The 21,120-nt window shown below is 61.7% G+C and carries 21 protein-coding genes; 10 read left to right on the forward strand and 11 right to left on the reverse strand.

The genetic code is table 11. The features are described from left to right. Positions 1-111: 111 nt before the first annotated feature. Entirely contained in the window at positions 112-627 is a 516-nt protein-coding gene (gene ssb, locus OX462_RS01175; protein WP_034754418.1) for a single-stranded DNA-binding protein, read from the forward strand. A 194-nt stretch (positions 628-821) separates the two neighbouring features. Beyond that, positions 822-1,301, forward strand: a complete 480-nt coding sequence (locus tag OX462_RS01180) for a DUF1203 domain-containing protein (RefSeq protein ID WP_070292010.1) — start codon at positions 822-824, stop codon at positions 1,299-1,301. On the opposite strand, the gene OX462_RS01185 is transcribed toward OX462_RS01180, so the two are convergent. Beyond that, positions 1,298-1,714: a hypothetical protein gene (locus OX462_RS01185; protein WP_409027588.1), complete on the reverse strand. Its 417-nt coding sequence runs from the start codon at positions 1,712-1,714 to the stop codon at positions 1,298-1,300. The two genes, OX462_RS01180 and OX462_RS01185, sit on opposite strands and share 4 nt — an antisense overlap. Before the next feature lie 288 nt (positions 1,715-2,002). Here OX462_RS01185 and OX462_RS01190 point away from each other — a divergent pair, with 288 nt between their 5' ends. Further along, positions 2,003-2,782, forward strand: coding sequence for an acetoin reductase (locus tag OX462_RS01190; RefSeq protein ID WP_409027589.1), 780 nt, complete (start codon positions 2,003-2,005; stop codon positions 2,780-2,782). Positions 2,783-2,924: 142 nt separating this feature from the next. After that, positions 2,925-3,431 (forward strand): GNAT family N-acetyltransferase, encoded by a 507-nt coding sequence (locus tag OX462_RS01195; RefSeq protein WP_162995795.1) that lies wholly within the window; start codon positions 2,925-2,927, stop codon positions 3,429-3,431. A gap of 6 nt (positions 3,432-3,437) precedes the next feature. Here OX462_RS01195 and OX462_RS01200 read toward each other — a convergent pair whose 3' ends face one another. After that, complete coding sequence (locus OX462_RS01200; RefSeq protein ID WP_099411336.1) at positions 3,438-4,286, reverse strand: porin family protein; 849 nt, start codon at positions 4,284-4,286, stop codon at positions 3,438-3,440. Positions 4,287-4,451: 165 nt separating this feature from the next. Between OX462_RS01200 and OX462_RS01205 the strand changes: the two genes are divergently transcribed. Both OX462_RS01205 and OX462_RS01210 read left to right on the forward strand, forming a co-directional pair. Continuing rightward, the gene (locus tag OX462_RS01205; protein ID WP_409027590.1) at positions 4,452-5,018 is read left to right on the forward strand and encodes a GNAT family N-acetyltransferase; all 567 of its coding nucleotides are present in this window, start codon (positions 4,452-4,454) and stop codon (positions 5,016-5,018) included. After that, entirely contained in the window at positions 5,015-5,767 is a 753-nt protein-coding gene (locus OX462_RS01210; protein WP_409027591.1) for a metallophosphoesterase family protein, read from the forward strand. Before OX462_RS01205 ends, OX462_RS01210 begins: the two co-directional genes overlap by 4 nt. On the opposite strand, the gene OX462_RS01215 is transcribed toward OX462_RS01210, so the two are convergent. The 6 genes from OX462_RS01215 to OX462_RS01240 form a co-directional block, all read right to left on the reverse strand. Then, a complete protein-coding gene (locus tag OX462_RS01215) occupies positions 5,764-6,393 on the reverse strand; it encodes a hypothetical protein (protein ID WP_409027592.1) in 630 nt (209 codons plus the stop codon). The genes OX462_RS01210 and OX462_RS01215 overlap by 4 nt on opposite strands. Positions 6,394-6,482: 89 nt before the next feature. Beyond that, positions 6,483-7,826, reverse strand: a complete 1,344-nt coding sequence (locus tag OX462_RS01220) for a sigma-54-dependent transcriptional regulator (RefSeq protein ID WP_070224796.1) — start codon at positions 7,824-7,826, stop codon at positions 6,483-6,485. Continuing rightward, the gene (locus tag OX462_RS01225) at positions 7,819-9,726 is read right to left on the reverse strand and encodes a sensor histidine kinase (RefSeq protein WP_121670678.1); all 1,908 of its coding nucleotides are present in this window, start codon (positions 9,724-9,726) and stop codon (positions 7,819-7,821) included. The genes OX462_RS01220 and OX462_RS01225 overlap by 8 nt, the downstream gene beginning before the upstream one ends. A 110-nt stretch (positions 9,727-9,836) precedes the next feature. After that, a complete protein-coding gene (locus OX462_RS01230; RefSeq protein WP_409027593.1) occupies positions 9,837-10,829 on the reverse strand; it encodes a porin in 993 nt (330 codons plus the stop codon). Positions 10,830-10,937: 108 nt separating this feature from the next. Then, a complete protein-coding gene (locus OX462_RS01235) occupies positions 10,938-12,251 on the reverse strand; it encodes a dicarboxylate/amino acid:cation symporter (RefSeq protein WP_070224793.1) in 1,314 nt (437 codons plus the stop codon). Between the two features lie 384 nt (positions 12,252-12,635). Next, positions 12,636-14,966, reverse strand: a complete 2,331-nt coding sequence (locus tag OX462_RS01240; RefSeq protein ID WP_409027594.1) for a catecholate siderophore receptor Fiu — start codon at positions 14,964-14,966, stop codon at positions 12,636-12,638. Positions 14,967-15,262: 296 nt separating this feature from the next. Between OX462_RS01240 and nudC the strand changes: the two genes are divergently transcribed. Together nudC and folE are read left to right on the forward strand one after the other, a co-directional pair. After that, positions 15,263-16,102 carry an NAD(+) diphosphatase gene (nudC, locus tag OX462_RS01245; RefSeq protein ID WP_409027595.1) on the forward strand — a complete coding sequence of 280 codons (840 nt, stop codon included), beginning with the start codon at positions 15,263-15,265 and terminating at the stop codon, positions 16,100-16,102. Between the two features lie 74 nt (positions 16,103-16,176). Further along, positions 16,177-16,743, forward strand: a complete 567-nt coding sequence (gene folE / locus OX462_RS01250; protein ID WP_035822985.1) for a GTP cyclohydrolase I FolE — start codon at positions 16,177-16,179, stop codon at positions 16,741-16,743. A 45-nt stretch (positions 16,744-16,788) separates the two neighbouring features. Here folE and OX462_RS01255 read toward each other — a convergent pair whose 3' ends face one another. After that, positions 16,789-17,607: an AraC family transcriptional regulator gene (locus OX462_RS01255; RefSeq protein ID WP_409028714.1), complete on the reverse strand. Its 819-nt coding sequence runs from the start codon at positions 17,605-17,607 to the stop codon at positions 16,789-16,791. 193 nt (positions 17,608-17,800) lie between these two features. Between OX462_RS01255 and OX462_RS01260 the strand changes: the two genes are divergently transcribed. Then, positions 17,801-18,208 (forward strand): hypothetical protein, encoded by a 408-nt coding sequence (locus tag OX462_RS01260; RefSeq protein WP_070224790.1) that lies wholly within the window; start codon positions 17,801-17,803, stop codon positions 18,206-18,208. A 144-nt stretch (positions 18,209-18,352) separates the two neighbouring features. On the opposite strand, the gene OX462_RS01265 is transcribed toward OX462_RS01260, so the two are convergent. Then, positions 18,353-18,718: a hypothetical protein gene (locus OX462_RS01265; RefSeq protein WP_070224789.1), complete on the reverse strand. Its 366-nt coding sequence runs from the start codon at positions 18,716-18,718 to the stop codon at positions 18,353-18,355. 325 nt (positions 18,719-19,043) lie between these two features. Here OX462_RS01265 and OX462_RS01270 point away from each other — a divergent pair, with 325 nt between their 5' ends. Then, positions 19,044-20,687 carry a methyl-accepting chemotaxis protein gene (locus OX462_RS01270; protein ID WP_409027596.1) on the forward strand — a complete coding sequence of 548 codons (1,644 nt, stop codon included), beginning with the start codon at positions 19,044-19,046 and terminating at the stop codon, positions 20,685-20,687. Between the two features lie 4 nt (positions 20,688-20,691). Here OX462_RS01270 and OX462_RS01275 read toward each other — a convergent pair whose 3' ends face one another. Then, positions 20,692-21,117, reverse strand: coding sequence for a hypothetical protein (locus tag OX462_RS01275; RefSeq protein ID WP_070224787.1), 426 nt, complete (start codon positions 21,115-21,117; stop codon positions 20,692-20,694). Positions 21,118-21,120 lie beyond the last annotated feature (3 nt).

Genomic DNA, 21,120 nt, shown 5'->3' on the forward strand with positions numbered 1-21,120 from the left:
TCCGCCAGAAAGCGGGTGCTTTGCGTCGCGTGGTCGCTTATAATCCTCGTTTAGTACACTAAACTAACGCGCGGGACACCGGCTCCCGCTGCAGTTCATCAGGAGTTATTCATGGCATCAGTCAACAAAGTCATCATCGTCGGCAATCTGGGCCGTGACCCGGAAATCCGCTACATGCCTAGCGGCGACGCGATCGCCAACATCGCCGTGGCCACTTCGTACAAATCGAAGGACCGCAACACGGGCGAACAAAAAGAATTGACAGAGTGGCACCGTATCTCGTTCTTCGGCCGCCTGGCGGAAATCGTCGGCCAATACCTGAAAAAAGGCTCGTCCGTCTACGTCGAAGGCCGTCTGCAAACCCGTAAATACACGGACAAGGACGGCGTCGAGAAGTACGCAACCGACATCATCGCGGAACAGATGCAAATGCTGGGCGGCCGTTCCGGCATGGGCGGCGACGCCGGCGGTGGCGATGACAGCTACGGTGGTGGCGGTGGCGGCGGTTACGACGCCCCGGCCCCGCGCCAGGCGCCTGCCCCGCGTCCAGCTCCGGCACCGGCGCCACGCCCGGCACCGAAGCCAGCGCCGAACTTCTCGGATATGGATGACGACATTCCGTTCTAAGCACGTCGTTCTGACGCCTGGCGTCAGACACTGTCGATAAAGAGCCTGCTTCATCCGTGAAGCAGGCTTTTTTTATGCGCACCGGTGGTAGAAGGCAATCCCGGGTCGCATTGTTCCATTCGGCAGCAAGAAGCGGATGGCGGCGCTGTCCCGATGCTGGTCTGATGGTGTTTTTGACGACGCCGGAGAACAGCATGGATTTTCGCATTACGGGGCTGTCGCCCGAGCCCTTTCTGCCCTTTTTTTTCCTATCCGATGCCGAGCTGGCGGCGCTCGGCATGCGGCGCTACGTGGTTGACCAATACCCCGGATTTCCTGACCGTATAACGCTGGAGGACGCCCCGCTGGGTGAGACCGTGCTGTTGTTGAACCATGTGTGCCAGCCCGCCATGACGCCTTACCGGGCTTGCCACGCCATTTTTGTCCGCGAGGGCGCCACGCAAGTGTACGATGCCATCAATCAAGTACCGGAATCGATGCGGCGGCGTTTGTTGTCGCTGCGTGCCTATTGCGCCGACGGCATGATGCTCGATGCCGATGTGGTGGAAGGCACCGCCATCGAGGCCGTCATTGCACGACTATTCGGCAATGCGGACGTCAGTTATATCCACGTCCACAATGCCAAGCGGGGCTGTTATGCGGCCCGCATCGACCGCGCGGACTCCCTTGCCTAATCGCGCAAGCCCATCTCCAGACTGTAGCTGGCTACCGCATTCCTGCGCGCCGCGTTGCGCATCAAATACACCTGCACCGTGTACTCGCCATCGGCTGGCAGTTTCGCCTGGTAACTGTTGCCGCTGGTCGAGCCGATAAACAGGGCTTCCTCCTGGCCGGCCTGGCGGATGTTGAAGTAATTCGACGCCTGATTGGTTTTCAGCTTGACGCTGAGGGTCTGGCCGGCCTTGCCTGTCAGCGTATATTCGGCCGTGGCGTAGCCCTTGATCTTGCCTTTCACGCTGTACGCGGCTTTGCCTGCCGTCAATTCCACTTTTTCCTTGTGCACAGGGTCGGCGCTCCAGGCGGGCGTGGCAAACACGAGGGCCGCCAGCAGCAGGCCGTGGCAAAGGGACAGGTGACGACGCAGCATATGGCATTTCCTTTGAACGTGGATGAATAAGCAGACGGTGGCGATGCCGTCCATGTTACGCCAGCGGTTGCCATGCGCCTGTACGGCAGCGCGCGTATGGCCAGTTCGAGGACGGTTTTTTCACCTTTCTTGACCTATGTAGTTTTTCTGGCCGCGCACGTTTCAAGATGCGGCGAAATACGATTTTCGGGTAGGCTGAAGCGTCTCTTCGATGCGGAACTGGCTGCGGGCGCCGCTGCGCCGGACCGGTTTTGCAGCTCTTCTTCCCTGTATTGAAAGGAACGCAGAATGGGTATTTCCGGAAAAGTCGCGCTGGTCACGGGTGCCGCGCAAGGTATCGGCAAGGCCATCGCCTTGCGCCTGGCCAAGGATGGCGCCGATATCGCGTTGATCGACCTGCACCAGGAAAAGCTGGACGCGGCCGCCGCCGAAGTGCGCGCGCTGGGGCGCCGCGCCGTCACCTTCATTGCCGACGTGTCGCAGCTCGATCAGGTGAGCGCGGCGGTGGCGTTTGCCGAGCAGGAACTGGGCGGCTTCGACATCATCGTCAACAACGCCGGCATCGCGCAAGTGCAGCCGCTGCTCGACGTCACGCCGGAAGAGGTCGACCGCATCATGCGCATCAATGTGCAAGGGACGCTCTGGGGTATCCAGGCGGCCGCCAAGACCTTCAAGAAGCGCAAGCAGAAGGGCAAGATCATCAATGCCTGCTCCATCGCCGGGCATGACGGCTTTGCTCTGCTGGGCGTGTATTGCGCCACCAAGTTTGCCGTGCGCGCGCTGACGCAGGCGGCGGCCAAGGAACTGGCGGCCGACGGCATCACCGTCAACGCGTATTGCCCTGGCGTCGTCGGCACGGACATGTGGGTCGAGATCGACAAGCGCATGGCCGAAGTGACAGGCGCCGAGCTGGGTGCGACGTATAAAAAATTTGTGGACGGCATCGCGCTGGGACGCGCCGAGACGCCCGATGACGTGGCGGGACTCGTTTCCTTCCTGGCAGGGCCTGACGCCGATTACATGACGGGCCAGGCGCCGCTGATCGATGGTGGTCTCGTGTACCGTTGAGGTATTGACCGCGCAGAAAAAACAGGCCGCGCTGTCACCGATAGCGCGGCCTGTTGGCGTGGCAATGCAGCGCTGGAATGCAGCAGGGGGTGGTGCTACACTCGCTATTTTCAGCGACGCCAGGCGTCGGAAAGACGGGACCATGCCAGTCGCACAGAACATGATATTACGCGCCGTTGCGCCCGGCGAAGAAGGGGTGCTGGCGCGGCTGTTCCAGCTGTACTGCTATGAGAATACCGCCTGGAGCGGTGAAGACGTGCTGGCCGATGGCCGCTACGATGTGTGCGATGCCGGGCTGGCCGAGTATGTGCATGCGCCCGCGCATACTGCCGTCTGGATCGAGGTCGATGGTGCGCTGGCGGGCTTTTTCATCACGGAGCCTGGCGTGGCGGGCAAGCTGCCGGTGCAGGAGTTCAGCGACTTCTTTATTTTGAAGAAGTACCGGCGCCGGGGCGTGGCGCTGGAAGTGGTGCGCCGCGTGCTGCTGGGCAGCGAGCAGACGTGGCTGGTGGCGACGTTCCGCGCCGATGCCGCTGCCTGCGCGTTCTGGCGGCAGGCATTTGCGCGCCTGCCGTTTGCCAGGATCGAGGCGTACGAGGATCCGGACTTGCCGCAGTTCCAGCTGACTTTGCTGAAACCGGCGGCCTGAGCCGGTTTAGAAGCGTACTTTCACATATGCTGACGGTCCCGTCAGGCGGATGTTCAGGTCGGCGTCGCGTTCGCTGTCGCGGTGCAGCTTGATTTTCGAGATGCCGTAGTCGGCCACGAAACCGATATTCTTGAACGGGAACCACTCCACGCCGATATTGCCGCCGTAGATGTGGCCGTTGATGCGCCCGCCATTTTTCTTGATGCCCGACGCTTCCGCATACATGCGCAAATCCGGCGTGAAGGCATGGCGCCAGCCCACTTCCAGCAGCGGCGCAAACGCGTGCTCGCCGATGGAATCGCGCGCCGTGGCTGTTGCGCCATTGACGACGCCGGTGGCCGTGCCGTTCAGGTTGGCATGGTAATAGGCGGCGCCCAGGCCGATGCCCAAGGTGTCGTTGCCGCTGCCGAGCCACCATTTATAGGCCAGCTTGGCCAGGTCCAGCTTCAGATCGGCATTTGCCGTGGCCGTTCCCGTGACGGGCTGGCCATTGATGATGGTCTCGCCCGTCAGGCTTGGCGTGTAGGATTTGTCGTAGCGGTAGTAGTCGAATGCCAGGCCATGGCGGTCGCCGATCAGCAAGTCCGCCTTGATGCGCGGGATGGTCGTATGGCTTTGTTTCGATTCGGGCGCGTCGATGCGGCCAAATTGCGTGTCGGCGCCGATATTGATGCGCGGATCGGCGGAAAACGCCCCCACCGAGATGCTGACACGGTCCAGCGTGGGCGATGGCTCGGCCCGTGCAGTGGCGGCCGCCGTGGCAATGCCCAGCACGCCCAGCATCATGGCGCCGCGCAAGGCGAGGTGGTGCGGGCGTGGTGGGGACAGGCGGGTGGACACGGACATGACAGACATGGGGTAACTCCTCAAAATAAAGTGAAAACTGTCGCGACGTTTTGGGCAACAGTGCAATGAGGAAATGGTAGCAATTGTTACTTTTGAATTACGTAGCCGCACGGCGCAAATTACCGTCGGATTTGTCCTACCGTATGTAAGTCCTGGTTAGAGGAGAGGAAAACGATGCAAGCAATCATCGAGCTGGCGACACCGCGTTTGCTGCTGCGCCAATGGCGCGACAGCGACTTGGCGCCATTCGCGGCGCTGAATGCCGATCCCCGCGTGATGGCATATTTCCCGGCCGCCCTGTCGCGCGACGCCAGCGACGCTATGGCGCGGCGCTGCAGCGGATTGATCGCCGGGCGGGGCTGGGGTTTATGGGCGGTAACCTTGCGTGAAAACAATGCCTTCATCGGCATGACGGGGCTGCATAGCCCCGACGCGCAATTGCCGTGCTCGCCATGCGTGGAAATCGGCTGGCGTCTGGCGTTCGATTACTGGGGAAAAGGTTACGCGCAGGAAGCGGCGCACGCCGCCCTGCAGGTTGGTTTCGAGCGTTTGCAACTGCCGGAGATCGTCTCGTTCACGGCCTTGCCCAACGTGCGCTCGAGCACCCTGATGGCGCGCCTGGGCATGCGTCGCGATGCTGCCACCTTCGAGCATCCGGCCCTGCCGCCAGGACACGCATTGCGCACCCATTGCCTGTATCGTCTGACGCGCGCAGAATGGGGCGTACAGGAGGGAACATGAGAATCGCCGCCATTTCCGATATCCACGGCAACCTTGATGCGCTGGAGGCCGTGCTGGACGACATCGCCCGGCGTGACGTGGACGTGACCGTCAATCTGGGCGATATCGTCTCGGGCCATCTGCAGCCGCGCGCCACGGCGGCGCGCCTGATGGGGCTCGGCTTGCCCACCATCCGCGGCAACCACGAGCGCCAATTGTTCGGCGACCCGGCCCGCATGGGCGTGTCCGACGCTTTTGCGCGCGCGCAACTGCTGCCGGAGCAACTGGACTGGATCGCGGCGCTGCCCGCCACCTTGCGCTTGCGCAAAGACGTGCTGCTCGTGCATGGCACGCCGACAAGCGATCTCGTGTATTTTCTCGACAGCGTCACGCCGCAAGGCAGCCGCGCCGCCACGCCGCAGGAGGTGGCCGAACGGGCCGGCGATGCCGACGCGGCCTTGATCCTGTGCGGCCACACGCACATGCCGCGCCAGGTGCGCCTGGCCGATGGGCGGCTGATCGTCAATCCGGGCAGCGTCGGCTTGCAGGCCTACGACGACGACCACGGCTATCCGCACGTGATGGAAAACGGCACGCCGCACGCGCGCTTTGCCATCGCCGAACAGGGGATGGACGGCGCCTGGACGGCGCAGTGGCACGCCGTGGAATATGACTGGGAGCAGGCGGCCCGGCTGGCGCTGGCCAACGGCCGGCCCGACTGGGTCACGCCCTTGCGCACGGGATTCGTCGGGCCGCCTGATGTTGCTTAGCAGCTTGGGGCGCGCGTGATGGGCACGGGCACCAGTTCCGTCTTGCCGTCCTTGGCGATCACCCGGTTGATGCTGATGCTGCAGCGCTTGCCTTCCCACGAGAACGCCGCTTCGTAATCTTCGCCCGCGCGCGGCGTGAAGGTGATGTCGCCACTGCAGCTGGGCGAGACGGTTTCATAGTTGATGCCGTTGACCACATAAAATGGCGAAACGTCCTGGAAGCCGATACGCAGGCTGCTTGGCTTGTCGGCTGGAACTTCGTATTCGCGGAAATAGGCTTTCGAGAAAATCCCATCCTTGCGCGACAGGTTTTTCGACGTTTCCGTCTCCGGGATGCCCAGGCTGGTATTGCTGACACTGCCGATCAGGGAACCGAAGGCGGAACTCATGCCGCCACTGGCCTTTTCCACGCCATCGCTGAACATGCCGCGGATGCAGCTGCTGTCGCGGTACAGGAAGGCCGTGGCGCCATTCTGGCCGAACAGGCGCAGGCGGCTGATGGCCGATGTTGCCGGCGCCGCTGGCACGCTGGCCGCTTCGGCGGCGGGTGCTTCGGTGGTGGCGGTATCCTGGGCAAAACTGGCGCTGCAGAGCAACAGGGAAAAGAGGAAAGCAGGTTTTTTCATTGGTTTTAAAAATTATCAAAAAGAAACAATATATACCATTAGGCAATATTTTGTTGCTTTTTTGAATCGTTTCGCCTCCCTCCAGACGCCTAGCGGAATTCTTCCGCCACCAGGTTGTACTTCTGCATCTTGTGATACAAGGTTTGTTTCGGCAATCCGAGCACCGTGCTCACTTCGCTGACGTTGCCCGCATATGCGCGCAGTTCCTGTTCGATCAGGGCGCGTTCGAAGCCGTTGACTTGCTCCGCCAGCGACAACGGACTGGGCTGGGCGCTCGCCAGCAGGCTCGAGGCGCCGCCGGCGATGCCGAGCACGAAGCGGTCGGCGATATTGCGCAATTCGCGCACATTGCCGGGCCAGGAATGGGCCATCAGGTTGCGCATCTGGGCGCTCGAGACGACGGGCGCGGCGCGGTTGTAGCGGGCGGCGGCAGCCAGCACGAAGTGTTCGAACAGGATGGGAATATCCTCGCGCCGCTCGCGCAGCGGCGGCAGATGCAGCACGATCAAATTCAAACGGTAATACAGGTCGCTGCGGAATTTCTGCTGCTGCGACAAGTCTTCCAGGTCCAGCTTGGCCGCCGCGATGACGCGCACGTCGACGGGCGTGGGCACGTTCGAACCCAGGCGCTCGATATAGCGTTCCTGCAGCACGCGCAGCAATTTGACTTGCAGGGACAGGGGCAGGCTTTCGATTTCATCGAGGAAGAACGTGCCCTGGTCCGCGTGCTCGATCTTGCCCACCTGCCGCTTGGCCGCGCCCGTAAATGCGCCCGGTTCGTGGCCGAAGACTTCGCTTTCGAATATGCTTTCAGGAATCGCACCGCAGTTGACGGCGACGAAGTTGTGCTTGCGGCGGTGGCTGAAGTCGTGCAGGCAGCGTGCCACCATTTCCTTGCCCGTGCCCGTATCGCCATAGATCAGCACGTCGGCCGGTTCGTCTGCAACGTCGAGTATCAGGCGTCGTATGTCGCGCATCGCCACGGAATTGCCCAATAAACGTGCTTCGATGCCGCCGCCGTCCTCGAGCTGGCGGCGCAGGCTGTGCACTTCCAGGGTCAGGCGCCGGGTTTCCAGCGCACGCATGATGACGTCGACCAGCTGGTCGGACGAATACGGTTTTTCGATGAAATCGTAGGCGCCCGTGCGCATGGCGTGCACGGCCATGGTGATGTCGCCGTGGCCCGTGACGAGGATCACGGGCAGGTTGGCGTCGAGCGTCTTGACCGCTTGCAGCAATTCCAGGCCGCTCATGCCGGGCAGGCGCACGTCGCTCACGACGATGCCGGGGAAATCGGGCGTCAGCAGTTTATAGGCCAGTTCGGCCGAGTGGAAGGCCAGCACGTCCAGGCCGGCCAGTTGCAATGCCTGCTCGCTGCCTTCGCGTACGGTGGGGTCGTCTTCGACCAGCAAGACCTTCAAGCCGTCAAACATGTTTTTCCTCCTGCGTTGCAATCTGTAGTTCGATGGTGAAGATGGCGCCGCCGCCCGGGGCGTTTTCGGCGCGCAGCACGCCGCCGAACTGGCGCGTGATCTGTTCGGAAATGGCCAGTCCCAGTCCCAGGCCCAGCCCTTGCGGTTTGGTTGTGAAGAACGGTTCGAACAGGTGTTCATACACTTCCGTCGACAGGCCCGGCCCTGTGTCGGCCACGTGGATCAGCACGTGCTCGGGCGTGCATTCGACGGCCACGCGCAGGCTGCGCACCTCGCTGCCGTTCATGGCGTCGAGCGCATTGGCGTACAGGTTCACCAGCACCTGCTCGAGGCGGTTGCTTTCGCACATGGCGAAGATGTCCTCGGGCGGCAGTTGCAAAGTAAAACGCACATTTTCCACCTGCAGCCGGCGTTCGACGAGGAACAGGGCGTTGCTGATCGCCGTGGGAATCGAGACGGAGGTCAGGCTGGTCGTCGATTTGCGCGCAAAGATCTTCAATTGCCCCGTAATGGTCCCCATCCTGGCCGCAATTTGCGAGATCTTCGCCAGGTTGCGCCGCGCGTCGTCGAGCCGGCCCCGCTCGAGCAGAATGACGGCATTGTCGGACATGGTGCGCAGCGCCGTCAGCGGCTGGTTCAGTTCATGCGTGATGCTGGCCGACATCTGTCCCAGTACGGCCATCTTGCCTGCTTGGAAAAGTTCATTCTGCGTGATGTGGAGTTTCTGTTCGGCCTTGCTGCGCACCTCGATTTCCTGGCTCAGGCTTTGCGTCATGGCGTTGAGTTCCGAGGTGCGCTCCTCGACCATGGCTTCCAGGTTGTCGTAGGCATGCTGCAAGTCTTCGCGGGCGCGCAGTTTTTGCGCCACGGCCGCGCGGCGCTGGCGCAGGTAAAAGAACAGCAGCATGAAAAAGCCCAGCAGCACGCACGAGAAGGCGGCCGCCGCGCGCGCACTGGCTTTCGCCTGCGCCAGGTCGGACAGGTAAATGAAGGTCCAGCCTTGCGGCGACTTGAGCTTGATCTGCGTCATGACGCTCGAGCTGGTCTTCGGTGGCGTGTCGGCATGTTCCTGTTCGCGTACGCTGATCACGCGCGCGCCATTGCCCAGCTGGCGGTCGGAAACGAAGGGAATGGCTTCCAGCTGCTTCGAGTAATACTGGCGCGTGCGGTTGAGTTCTTCGACGACGGCGGGCGACAGCGGCGCCAGGGTCTTGTACTTCCAGTCCGCCATGGAACTGAGGAAGATCACGCCGTGCTCGTCGGCCAGCATGACCTTGTCGGCGCCCTGTACCCAGCGTTTTTCCAGGGTTTCCAGGTTCACCTTCACCGTCGCCAGGCCCAGCATGTGGCCATTCTGGTAGATGCCGTGGGCAAAGAAGTAACCGGGCTCCAGCCGCGTCGTGCCCACGCCATAAAAGCGGCCCGGCGTGCCGCGCAAGGCATCCTGGGCGTAGGGGCGGAACGAGATGTTGTCGCCAATAAAGCTGTCCGGCCCCTGCCAGTTGCTGGCCGCCCGCGTGTTGCCGTCGAGGTTGCTGATGAAAATGGTCGAGGATTTCGCCTGGGCATTCATCTGCTCGAGGTAATGGTTGACGGTGTCGACCAGCACCGGGTCTTCCGGGTGTTGCAGCAGGCGGATCACGTCGCGGTTCAGTTCCAGGGTCTTGGGCAGGAAGTCGTATTTCTCCAGCGCGTTTTCCAGGCTGCTCACATACACTTCGAGGCGCTGCGCGCCGCTTGCCTGCAGTTTGCCGATGGCGATGCGTTCCGTCCAGAAATACACGAGCCAGACGGTGGCCAGGCAGGCGGCCAGCACCACGCCCCAGGCCAGCGTTTCGCGGCCCGACCGTTGCGACAGGCGCTGGCGCCAGGAAAGGGTGGGTTTGTTACTGCTATTCATAAAATCAGCTGCCAACTTGCAAGAACCCACAGTATCGCATCTTGATGTGTCTCAACATAAAAAAAGCCGCCGGACATGCATCCGGCGGCCTGCGCTAGCGTGAGCCGCGATTAGAAGGTATGACGCATACCGAGGTTGAAACCGCTGTTGCCGGTGCCATTGTCGGTGGCGTTGCCGACGACGAAGGTGGCGCCGTTCTTGTTGCTGATGTGGCCATAGCCGGTGTACAGGTCGGTGCGCTTGGACAGGGAGTAGAACGCGCCGATGGCCCACTGCTGGGCATCACGGTTCAGGTTGCTCTTGTCGTTGTGGCGGATGTACGAGGCGACCAGCTTGGTGGCGCCGAACGGGGCGCTGAAGCCGACGAGGATGTCGTTGCTCTTGCTGTTGTCGAGGGCACGGTTGTCGGCGTAGCCGAAGTTGCCTTGCAGCACGCCAAAGTCGTAGCGCGTGGCCAGCAGGGTGTTGCGCGTTTGCTGGGTCGCCAGCGCATTTTCCTTGCGGTGGTGCGTCAGGGTCACGTTCAGCGGGCCATCGATGTAATGCACGGCGCCGCCCATGCTGCGGTTTTTCGCGTTGTCGCCGGCCACTTCGCCGAAGCCGTACGCCAGGTCGGCCGACAGTTTGCTCCAGGTCGGCGTGCTGTATTGCACCATGTTATCGACGCGGATATTCGTCACCATCAGGTTCGACGCCGTGCCGGCCAGGCCGATGACAAACGGATCGGCCACGTCGCGCAGGGCCAGGTAGTACGGCGAGTACTGGCGGCCCAGGGTGACGGCGCCGGCGCTGCCGGTCAGCCCGACATACGCCTGGCGGCCGAACAGCAGGCCGCCCTGGCCCGAGGTGCCGGTGTCGATATTGAAGCCGCTTTCCAGCACGAAGGTGGCGGCCAGGCCGCCGCCCAAGTCTTCCTTGCCTTTGAAGCCGATGCGCGAGCCCGAGGCGACGCCGGAAGCGACGCGGTTCAGGCGGTCTCCGGCCGCATCCTTGTCGAACACCAGGCCGGCGTCAGCCACGCCGTAGATGGTCACGCTCGATTGGGCCATGGCGCCGGTGGAGGCTGCGCCGAGGGTCAGCAGGGTAAACAGGACTTTTTTCATGAAAATCTCTCTAATAAGTTGGAATGACTACCGATCGCACTACCTGACTGCTTGTTACTCAACATGGACAACAAATAAATAGCCCGCTTGTGGCGGGCCATGGCGCTATCAGGCTTTGCTAGCGTGATCCGCTTCGCCCCAATGGCTTTCCGTGTTCTGGTTGGCCGCGTTGGCCGCGGCTGCTTCTTCCTCGGTGGCCAGGCCACCTTCCCACTTGGCGACGACGGCCGTGGCGACGGCATTGCCGACCGCGTTGGTGGCCGAACGGCCCATGTCGAGGAACTGGTCGACGCCCATCAGCAGCAGCAGGCCCGCTTCCGGAATATTGAACTGGTTCAGGGTAGCGGCAATCACCACCAGCGAGGCGCGCGGCACGCCGGCCATGCCTTTCGAGGTCAGCATCAGCAGCAGCAGCATGGTGATCTGCGTGCCGATCGACAGGTCGATACCGTAGGCTTGCGCGATGAACAGCACGGCGAAGGTGCAGTACATCATCGAGCCGTCCAGATTGAAGGAGTAGCCCATCGGCAACACGAAGCTGGAAATCTTGCGGTCCACGCCGAACTGGTCGAGCGCCGTCAGCAGTTTTGGATAGGCCGCTTCCGAGCTGGCCGTCGAGAATGCCAGCAGGAATGGTTCGCGGATCAGGCCGACGAGCTTGAAGATGCGCGGGCCGATGACGACGAAGCCGGCGCCGATCAGCAGGGCCCACAGGCACATCAGGCCCAGGTAGAAGCCGCCCATGAACTTGGCAAACGTGACCAGCACGCCCAGGCCGTGCGTGGTGATGACGGAGGCCATTGCCGCGAACACGGCCAGTGGGGCCAGGTTCATGATGGTGCCGGTGATGCGCAGCATGACTTGCGCCAGCTGGTCGACGACGGCCGTCAGGGTCTTGCCCGATTCGCCCAGGCCGGCCAGTGCGCCGCCGAAGAAGATCGAGAACACCAGCACTTGCAGGATTTCATTGTTGGCCATGGCCTCGATCGGCGATTTCGGCACCAGGTGCGTGAAGAAATCTTTCAAGGTGAAGGCGGCCGTTTTCAGATTCGTTGAAGCGTGTACGTCCGGCAATGGCAAGCCCAGGTTGGTACCGAGCTGCATCAGGTTCGACAGCACCATGCCCAGCGCCAGCGAGACCAGCGAGGCGACGACGAACCAGCACATGGCTTTCAGGCCGATGCGGCCGGCCGTCTTGCCGTCGCCCATGTGGGCGATGCCGACCGTCAGGGTGGAGAACACCAGCAGCGCAATGATCATCTTGATCAGGCGCAGGAAGACGTCGGTGACGATGGAAATATTGCCAGCGATTTGCTTGCTCATGTCCGCATCGGGGAAAGCGGAATGGCATCCATAACCGACGGCAATGCCGAGGATCATGGCAATCAGGATGTACAGGGTTAATGGCCGTTTCTTTTTCATTATGACTCCTCCGGTGAAACGCCGCTGTGAGCGGATTATTGATTGCGAGCAACTCAAGCTTGGAGTCAATATTTCTCAAAAACAAGCCCTTGCGTGCCAGCGATTATTTGCAGCAAAACCTGTACATAGCAAAGGATATGCCTGAAATGGGAATTTGGAACCTAACTTCTTAAGTTGTTGATTTGAGGAAGCTTTTTTGTTGCTTAGATGTTGCAACTTTGCACGTTTGCGCGAAATATTGGACGCGCAAGCGCATCGCTGTATGACTTTTCATACGCTAGTCGCGGCAGGGCGGCGGTGCGCCAAAAAGACAAGATTATCAGGACAATAAAAAAGCCCCTCCGAAGAGGGGCTTGATGTGACGCGATGCGTGTTCTCTAGATGTTAGAACTTGATATTCGCCGTCAGGCTGAACGAACGGGGCTGGCCGGGCGTGTAGCGGAAGCCGGACTTGTTGATGGCCGCCACATAGGTCTTGTCGGCCAGATTGTAGGCGTTCAACTGCAAGTCGAGGTTCTTGTTGACGGTGTAGGTTGCCATGGCGTCGAAGACCCAGTAGGCATCCACGCGGGCCGGCGTACCGACGGCGCCATCGGTGCCGCGCAGCATTTCACCCACGTAACGCGCGCCGCCGCCGATCTTCAGGCCGAAGGGCAGGGTGTACGAGGTCCAGCCCGTGAACGCCTGTTTCGGCGTGTAGCTGAGGTTATTGATGCCGCTGGCCGTGACGACCTTGCCCGACTCGACCTTGGTATTCATGCGCGTGTAGCCGGCGCTGACCAGCCAGTTCGGCATGATCTCGCCCACCATGCCGATTTCGACGCCCTGCACGCGTTTCTTGCCATTCTGATAGTAGATCAGGTCGACGGGATCTTGCTCTACTTCATTTTTCACGTCCGTCTGGTAGACGGCGGCCGACAGCGACAGTTTTTGTTTCAGGAAATCCCACTTGGTGCCGATTTCCTTGGTGGTGGTTTCCTGCGGATCATACATCGGATTTTGCGCGCTGCTGGCGCCCGTGCTCAGCGTGAAGTTGGTGCCCGGCGGCGCCTTCGAGGTGGCCCACAGCGCATACACGCTGCTGTCCGGCGTCGGCTTGTACATGGCCGAGATCTTGCCGTTGGCGAAGGTGTCGTTCAGGGTGATGTGAACAGGAATAGGCGTGCCTACCGGCAGTTTTTGCACCTGGCCTGCGGCGACGGCCGTCTGCAGGGTGACGGAGTCATAGCTGGTGTTGAAATGGTCGAAGCGCACGCCGCCGTTGAAGATCCATTTGTCGCCGAACTTGATGGTGTCGAAGACATAGGCGCTTTGCGTGTTGACTTCGCCTTGGCTGTAGGCGCCGCTGCGCACGGGCTGGTAGCCGGTGACGGGGTCGCGCGGGTTCGGATGGTACAGATTGGCGTCCGGCATGGTGCCCAGGCTGGCAGGCACATAGCTGTAGTTGGTCTGCTTTTCGCTGGTGAATTCGGCGCCGGCCACCACGGAGTGCTTGAGCACGCCCGTATCGAATTGCGCGCTGACCACGGTCTGGTTGGTCAGAATCGTGTTTTCCTGATCCTTGACGGTGCGCAGCGAGCGCGCCAGGGTCCAGGTCGACGGATCGGTGGCCACCGGCGTCTTCAGGTTGGCGGTGCTGCCCATGAAGGCCGTCAACAGGTAATCCTGCTTGGTCTTGCCGTAGCGCGTGGTGTTCTGAATCTGCACGTTGGGCAAGAAATCATGATCGATGCGCAAGGTGCCCATGTCGGCCTTGACCTTGTCGTGGTCCGCGGTGGAACCGTAGAAATTCTTTGGATCGACCTTGGCGGCGCTATTCAGGAAGGTGCGGATGACCTTGTTCGTCGGCGTGATACTGTCCGGCGTGCTGTAGCCGGGCAGGCCGATGGTGGGCACGAAGCCGTCGGGCACGTTATTTTGATCCACGTGCAGGTAGCTGGCCGTGATGCGCGTCGGCTTGCCGATGCCGAAGGTGACGGTAGGCGCGAAGGCCCAGCGCTTGTTCTTGACTTCGTCGCGCGCCGGATTGCCGCTGTCCTGCGTCATCAGGTTCAGGCGGAAAGCCGTGCCGGAATCGGCGTCGATGATGCGGTTCCAGTCGGCCGTGGCGCGTTTCTGCTTGCCGCTGCCGGCCGTCAGCAGCGAATTGAACTTGTTTTCCATGGTGGCCGTCTTGCTGACCAGGTTGATCGAACCGGTGGGCGAACCGCGGCCGCTGTCCGTGCCCGCCGGGCCCTTCAATACGTCGATCTGTTCGATGTTGAATACGTCGCGCGAGATGGAGCCCACGTCGCGCACGCCATCGACATAGATGCTGCCCGAGGCATCGAAGCCGCGCATGTAGACGGCGTCGCCCGTGTTCGTGTTGCCGTTTTCACCGAGGAAGAAGGTACCGACGCCAGGCGTGTTGCGCAGCGCGTCCGTCAGGGTCAGCGCGCCTTGCTGTTCGATCAATTCCTTCTTGATCACGACGATGGTTTGCGCCGTGTTGACGAGATCTTCCGTGTATTTCGGCGACGAGGCTTTTTCAGCCTTGAAATCATTTTCCTTCGAGCCCACGACCTTGATTTCGTTCAGGGTTTGCTGCGATGCCGGGGCACTTTGGCCGGCGGGGTCGGCCGCCTGGGCGGCGACGGGCAGCAGCATCACGGCCAGGGCGGCGCCGATGTGCTGGTTGAAACGGGTTGGGGCGTGTTTGCGGCTCTTGATTGCCATCTTGCTCTCTCGATAAGGTCAGGGTAGTGGTTCCTGGCTGGCTCTGCGCCGCAGTGCTTGGGCACGCGGGCAAGTGGCTGGCGATGGAGACGGAATAGGCGGTATTGTAATAACTGGGCGCTATTTCGTAAATGAGAATCGTTATCAGTATCGTTTACGCAACGGATTAGACTTAGCGCAAAAAAAACACGCGCATGGCTTATGAATGCTTGCTTTGCAGTCCGGGCGCTGCTATGCGCGCAAGCGTTTGGCAGCGGGAGTATGATGAGCAACCTTTACAAATTTCTTCCCCGCACATGCTGCACACGCCCCTTGCCTTCGTCCCCCTGATCGACACGCCCGAACCGGCCCCGGCCGCCACCGAGACGCTGACATTCGTCTTTCACCGCGGGCGCCTGCTGTTGCGTATGCCCGGGCTGACCCTGCCCACTGCCGCCGAGGCGGCCGTGCTCGATATCGACCTGAGTCGCGCCCAGCCCGTGGGCTGGTGGCAGGGCCGCTATTGTCAGACGGTCTGGACGGATGCGGAGTTGTTGCCCGCCGATAGCGGCTTGGCGTATCACGGCATGCGTTCGCTGTTCAACGCCGTCGACGATGACTTCCTGGGCCTGGCCAGCCGCGCCGTGCAGTTGGCCGAATGGGCGCGCACGCACCGCCATTGCGGCGTGTGCGCCACGCCCATGCAGCGCACGCGCGGCGAACGCTGCTTTACCTGCGCCGCCTGCGGCATGCTGGCCTACCCGCGCATCTCGCCGGCCATGATGGTACTCATCCGCAAGGGCGAGCAGGTGTTGCTGGCCATGCACAAGCATTCACCATCGCAGCGCTTCAGTCCGCTGGCCGGTTTCCTGGAGGCGGGCGAATCGATCGAGGAAGCCGTGCACCGCGAAGTGATGGAAGAGGTGGGCTTGCGCGTGCATAACTTGCAGTACTTCATGAGCCAATCCTGGCCATTTCCCCATTCGCTGATGATCGCGTTTACGGCCGATTACCTCGATGGCGAGATCCGCCTCGACGAGAACGAGATCGCCGAGGCGCGCTGGTTCGGCCCCGGCGATGCGTGGCCGGAAGCGAGTTCGAGCGTGTCGATTTCCGCGCTGCTGGTGGGCGCGCACCGGCCGCCGGCGCAGTCGTAAACCAGGGGCTGCTCAGGCAGCCTGCCGCATTTTCTATATACTGGCGGCAATTGAAAATTTTAGGGTGGTTTAGCATGTCTCAAGAAGAATTCTCCGAAAACGACTGGCGCCGGCTGATCAGCAGCTTTGGTGAAGATCCGCAGCGTCCTGGCTTGCTGGAAACGCCGGCCCGCGTGGCCAAGGCGTGGAAGCACTGGACGTCCGGCTACGGCCAAGACCCGGTGGACTTGCTGAAAGCCTTTGAAGATGGCGCGGAACAGTACAACGAGCTGATCGTCGTGCGCGGCATCCCCGTCTACAGCCATTGCGAACACCACCTGGCGCCGTTCTTCGGCAAGGCCACCATCGGCTACGTGCCCAACGGCAAGATCGTCGGCCTGTCGAAACTGACGCGCCTCGTCGATTGCTTCTCCAAGCGCCTGCAAGTGCAGGAACGCATGACGATGCAGATCGCCAATGCGCTGATGGAAGTGCTGGAACCGAAATCGGTGGGCGTGGTCGTACGCTGCCGCCACCTGTGCATGGAAAGCCGCGGCATCCGCACGCCGGGCGAAGAAACCATCACCTCGGCCATGCTGGGCGAGATGCAGCCGAACCTGGCGCTGCGCACGGAATTTCTGGCCCTGGCGCGCGAAGTCTGATTTTCGGCGACGATGCGGGACGAAGGCGGCATATGCCGCCTTTTTTCATGCGCGCCCGGATTCCCGTTCCGCCAGGTAGCGGGCCGGCGGCTTGCCCACGGCCTTGCGGAACATGGTGACAAAACCGCTGGTATTTTCATAACCGAGTTCCAGCGCCACCGCTTTCACGCTGTGGCCTTGCGCCAGCCGTTGCAAGGCCAGGATCACGTGCAGTTGCCGGCGCCAGCCGCCCACGCTCATGCCCATTTCCTCCAGCGACAGCCGGGTCATGCTGCGCTCGCTCATGCCGATGCGGCTGGCCCACTCGGCCAGGGTGCTTTTATCGGCCGGCTGCGCCAGCAGCAGGGCGGCCAGGCGGCGCAAACGCGCATCGCGCGGCATTGGCAGATGCAAGTCTTCCACGGGCGCGACCGCCAATTCATCGAGCAGGGTGGCCACCAGGCGTTCCTGCGCGCCCTGCAGCGCGATCAGGGTGGGAAAACCGGCCGCCTTGGTGATGAGTTCGCGCAACAGGGGCGAGACAGCCACGGTGCAGCAGATGGCCGGCAAGGCCGGCGCCGTGGCCGGCTCGATAAACAGGCAGTAGCACTCGGCCTCGCCCACGCCCTGCGCCGAATGCATCAGGCCGCCCGGTATCCACACGGCGCACTGGGGCGGCACGATCCACACTCCACTTTCTACTTCGCAATGGATCACGCCCCGCGTGGCGTACAGCAGCTGCCCCTTGCGGTGCTGGTGCGGCGCCTGCTCCGCATCCTCTGGCACGCTGGCCAGGCCCACGGCCAGCAAAGGGCGCAGCACGCCGTCGACGTCGAAATCGAGGATGGAGGCCTCGTCGTCCAGACCCAGATGGGCCGTCAGCATGCTGGGCAAGAGGGGATGGGGCATGGGATGACTTTGGCTGGATTGAATAATATTGTGGCTATTGTATGCAATGACGTCGGGCGCCGTCATCGGTATCGTATGGCTATCCGCAGCCCCGCTTCAACGGCAACCGCCGCCGCCCGTGTTCTGATGAAGGTGAGGAGAAACGGCAACCCCCTTGAAGGAGTCCCCCATGCAACTCGATATCACCGATTTCCCCCTCGTCTGGATGCGCCGCGACAACGCCGCCAGCGGCCCCGACGATGCCTTGTTCAGCCAGTTCGAGGACTTGCTGGCGCGCCAGCAAGCGTTTGTCATCCTCAGCGAAGAAGGCCTGGACGAGGATGGGCATGACCATCCGCAGGAAGAGCGCAAGCGCGCCGTGCTGTGGATGAAACGGCACAAGGCTGCCCTGCGTGCGTATATCCAGGGCATGGTGCTGGTCGAACCGAGCGCCGCCAAGCGCCTGGCCGGCAAGGCTTTCGCCGTCATGTTCGGCCAGTTCTGGGGCTACCCTTTACACTTTGGCACCAGCCGCGACGACGCGCTCGACATCGCCCAACATTTGCTCAGGGCCTGGCTGCCTCCAAGGGAAAACTAACAACGCCAAGAGCACCTGACAAAACCGTAGCGAGCGGCAGTGATTTGTGGCCAAGAAGCGCAACCGTACTTTTGTACGGGGGTGCCGAGCCGGTGAGCATCGCAGGCCGCAAAGCGCGCCGCGCAGCAGGTTTGGTCAGGTGTTTTAGTAGCGGTAGTCGTTGACGAAGTGTTTTGTAAAGTTGTACTTGCTGCCGCCGTCGAGCAAGTCGATCAGGCGTTTCGGCGCCGAGGCCGACATGAAGGCGTCGGCCGCGCCGCCCGTGCTGCGGAACTTCATGCCCGGGCTGAGAATCTGGTTGGCGCCGATCTTCAGGTGCTGGAAGCTTTTCGTCTTTTCGTTGTTGAGGATGAAGTGCAATTCCTGCTTGAAGGTCAGGAAGGGGATCTTCAGCCACCAGCCTTCGTCCGTGCCATAGCTGGCGACGCTGGCAAAATGCGTGTTCTTGTCCGTCAGCGTGGGTTTGCCCAGGCGGTCGTTGATGCGTTTCATGGCTTCATTCTTGGTCATGCTGTGCTTTCGTGATTCAATCGATCTGGCGTGCATTTTGACACACGCCCGCCACCTCCGCCTGCCTTGACGCTGCCTATTCACAGCCTTTTTTGCTGCAATGCAATATCGCAACGCAACATCAATTCTCATCAATTGTCGCAACGCATTAACAACACCGGGCAAAATTCATTGCTTCCCGGCATTGTAAATATCGGTCGTTCGAGCGTATGCTGGAGACGTCTGAACGGTGCCGCCAGAGCACCGTCGCCGCCGCATTCCGGGCTTGCCCAGCTGGAAGCGGGCCACGCCCCATCGCCGCACAATAGAGAGTCGGAGACACAGCATGAAGAAATTGACGTTCCAGCAGAAGTTATGGATTCCCCTGATTTGCAGCCTGTTGTGCATCACCGTTATTTTTGTCTACAACGCCCTGGAAATTCGCAAGATCCGCATCGAAGAACGCAGCGCCGACCTGAGCAATGCCGCCGACCTGGGCCTGGGCGCCGTCAAGATGTTCGGCGACCTGGCCGCCAGCGGCGCCTTGACCAAGGAAGAAGCGCAAAAGCAGGCCACGGCCGTCATCAAGAGCATGCGTTTCGGCGAGACCGGTTATTTGTCCATCATCGATCTCGATGCCGTCGTGGTGATGAATCCCGCCGCGCCGCAAACCAACGGCAAGAACATGTCGGATTTTAAAGATGCCAACGGCACCTATCTGTACCGCGACATCGTTGCCGTCGGCAAGAGCGATGCGGGCAAGGGCTTCGTCCATTATTATTTCCCCCGCCCGGGCCAGAAGACGCCCGAACCGAAGATGAGCCGCGTGGTGGCCTACAAGCCGTGGGCCTGGACCCTGGTGGTGGGCGTGTACATGGATGATATCGATGCGGCCTTCCGCCAGTCGCTGCTCACCTCGCTGGGCGTGCTGGTGCTGGTGTGCGGCCTGCTGGCCGCCGTCGTCGTCGTAATCAACCGCAGCCTGCGCCATGCGCTGGGCGGCGATCCCGAGTATGCGGCCGACGTGGCGGAAAAGATCGCGAATAACGATTTGAGCGGCGTCGTGCGCACGCATGCCAGCGACCGCCACAGCGTGCTGTACGCGATGAAAACCATGCAGGCCAACCTGGTCGACGCGATCAGCGAAATCCGCCACAGTGCCGAGACGATCGCGACGGCATCGAGCGAGATTGCCAGCGGCAATATGGACTTGTCGGCGCGCACGGAAATGCAAGCCAGTTCGCTGGAAGAAACGGCGGCCTCGATGGAGGAGTTGACCTCGACCGTGACGCAAAACGCGGGCAATGCCGTGCAGGCGAATGAACTGGCGCAGTCCGCTTCCGCCGTGGCCCGCCAGGGCGGCGCCGTGGTGGCGCAAGTGATCGGTACCATGGACACCATCAACGCGTCGTCGCGCAAGATCGTCGACATCATCGGCGTCATCGACGGCATCGCTTTCCAGACGAATATCCTGGCCTTGAACGCGGCCGTGGAAGCGGCGCGCGCGGGCGAACAGGGACGCGGCTTCGCCGTCGTGGCGTCGGAAGTGCGCAATCTGGCGCAACGATCCGCAGGCGCGGCGAAGGAAATCAAGGAACTGATCGGCGCTTCCGTCGACAGCATCGCGGCCGGCAGCACGCTCGTCGCACAGGCGGGCACGACCATGGATCAGGTGGTGGCCAGCGTGTCGCGCGTGACCGACATCATGGCCGACATCACGGCCGCCTCGCACGAGCAAAGCACGGGTATCGGCCACGTCAACCAGGCGATCACGGAGATGGACAGCGTGACGCAGCAAAATGCGGCACTGGTGGAAGAAGCGGCGGCAGCGGCGTCGAGCATGCAGGATCAGGCGGCAGTGCTGGCGCAACTGGTGGCGCGCTTCAAACTGTCGGCGCAGGAACCGGGAACATCGCCGCGCCTGGCGGCAAGCTCGGCCGCGCCACGCGCCGTGGCGAAAAAGCCGCTGCGCAGCCTGGCGGCGCGCTAAGTTCCTATTGGGCCGGTGCCGCCGCTTGCGGCGCCGGCTCGAATTCCAGCTTGTCATCGACGACCACGAATTGCCCGACCGGCTGGCCCAGGTCGGCTTTCGGGTCGTTTTCCATTTCCGTCAGCTCATTGCAGGTATTCGTTTCCGCCTGCCACAGCTGCTTGCCCATGCGGATATTCCACAGGCCATCGCCCGCCGCGAACAGCTCGACCTTGATGTCGGCCGGCGCATCGGTGGACAGCGTATGCAGGCGCTGGCATTGCGGCAGGTTGGTGGCCATCAGCTGCACTTCCACGGTGTCTTGCCAAAAATAACGTTGCTGGCGGCGCACGGTCAGGGAATGGTCTTGCCCATCGAACATGTAGATGGCGAAGTCCTGGACACAGCCTGACAGCAGGACGGACAGCGTGACGATCAGGAGTTTGCGCATGGT

This window comes from Janthinobacterium aestuarii (genome assembly GCF_046113285.1).
Lineage (GTDB): Bacteria > Pseudomonadota > Gammaproteobacteria > Burkholderiales > Burkholderiaceae_D > Janthinobacterium.

What these genes read in the sequence shown, in the direction of transcription:
- ssb (WP_034754418.1), top strand. Translation starts at nt 112, where the DNA reads ATGGCATCAGTCAACAAAGTCATCATCGTCGGCAATCTGGGCCGTGAC.
- OX462_RS01180 (WP_070292010.1), top strand. Translation starts at nt 822, where the DNA reads ATGGATTTTCGCATTACGGGGCTGTCGCCCGAGCCCTTTCTGCCCTTT.
- OX462_RS01185 (WP_409027588.1), bottom strand. Translation starts at nt 1,714, where the DNA reads ATGCTGCGTCGTCACCTGTCCCTTTGCCACGGCCTGCTGCTGGCGGCC.
- OX462_RS01190 (WP_409027589.1), top strand. Translation starts at nt 2,003, where the DNA reads ATGGGTATTTCCGGAAAAGTCGCGCTGGTCACGGGTGCCGCGCAAGGT.
- OX462_RS01195 (WP_162995795.1), top strand. Translation starts at nt 2,925, where the DNA reads ATGCCAGTCGCACAGAACATGATATTACGCGCCGTTGCGCCCGGCGAA.
- OX462_RS01200 (WP_099411336.1), bottom strand. Translation starts at nt 4,286, where the DNA reads ATGTCTGTCATGTCCGTGTCCACCCGCCTGTCCCCACCACGCCCGCAC.
- OX462_RS01205 (WP_409027590.1), top strand. Translation starts at nt 4,452, where the DNA reads ATGCAAGCAATCATCGAGCTGGCGACACCGCGTTTGCTGCTGCGCCAA.
- OX462_RS01210 (WP_409027591.1), top strand. Translation starts at nt 5,015, where the DNA reads ATGAGAATCGCCGCCATTTCCGATATCCACGGCAACCTTGATGCGCTG.
- OX462_RS01215 (WP_409027592.1), bottom strand. Translation starts at nt 6,393, where the DNA reads ATGAAAAAACCTGCTTTCCTCTTTTCCCTGTTGCTCTGCAGCGCCAGT.
- OX462_RS01220 (WP_070224796.1), bottom strand. Translation starts at nt 7,826, where the DNA reads ATGTTTGACGGCTTGAAGGTCTTGCTGGTCGAAGACGACCCCACCGTA.
- OX462_RS01225 (WP_121670678.1), bottom strand. Translation starts at nt 9,726, where the DNA reads ATGAATAGCAGTAACAAACCCACCCTTTCCTGGCGCCAGCGCCTGTCG.
- OX462_RS01230 (WP_409027593.1), bottom strand. Translation starts at nt 10,829, where the DNA reads ATGAAAAAAGTCCTGTTTACCCTGCTGACCCTCGGCGCAGCCTCCACC.
- OX462_RS01235 (WP_070224793.1), bottom strand. Translation starts at nt 12,251, where the DNA reads ATGAAAAAGAAACGGCCATTAACCCTGTACATCCTGATTGCCATGATC.
- OX462_RS01240 (WP_409027594.1), bottom strand. Translation starts at nt 14,966, where the DNA reads ATGGCAATCAAGAGCCGCAAACACGCCCCAACCCGTTTCAACCAGCAC.
- nudC (WP_409027595.1), top strand. Translation starts at nt 15,263, where the DNA reads ATGCTGCACACGCCCCTTGCCTTCGTCCCCCTGATCGACACGCCCGAA.
- folE (WP_035822985.1), top strand. Translation starts at nt 16,177, where the DNA reads ATGTCTCAAGAAGAATTCTCCGAAAACGACTGGCGCCGGCTGATCAGC.
- OX462_RS01255 (WP_409028714.1), bottom strand. Translation starts at nt 17,607, where the DNA reads ATGCTGACGGCCCATCTGGGTCTGGACGACGAGGCCTCCATCCTCGAT.
- OX462_RS01260 (WP_070224790.1), top strand. Translation starts at nt 17,801, where the DNA reads ATGCAACTCGATATCACCGATTTCCCCCTCGTCTGGATGCGCCGCGAC.
- OX462_RS01265 (WP_070224789.1), bottom strand. Translation starts at nt 18,718, where the DNA reads ATGACCAAGAATGAAGCCATGAAACGCATCAACGACCGCCTGGGCAAA.
- OX462_RS01270 (WP_409027596.1), top strand. Translation starts at nt 19,044, where the DNA reads ATGAAGAAATTGACGTTCCAGCAGAAGTTATGGATTCCCCTGATTTGC.
- OX462_RS01275 (WP_070224787.1), bottom strand. Translation starts at nt 21,117, where the DNA reads ATGCGCAAACTCCTGATCGTCACGCTGTCCGTCCTGCTGTCAGGCTGT.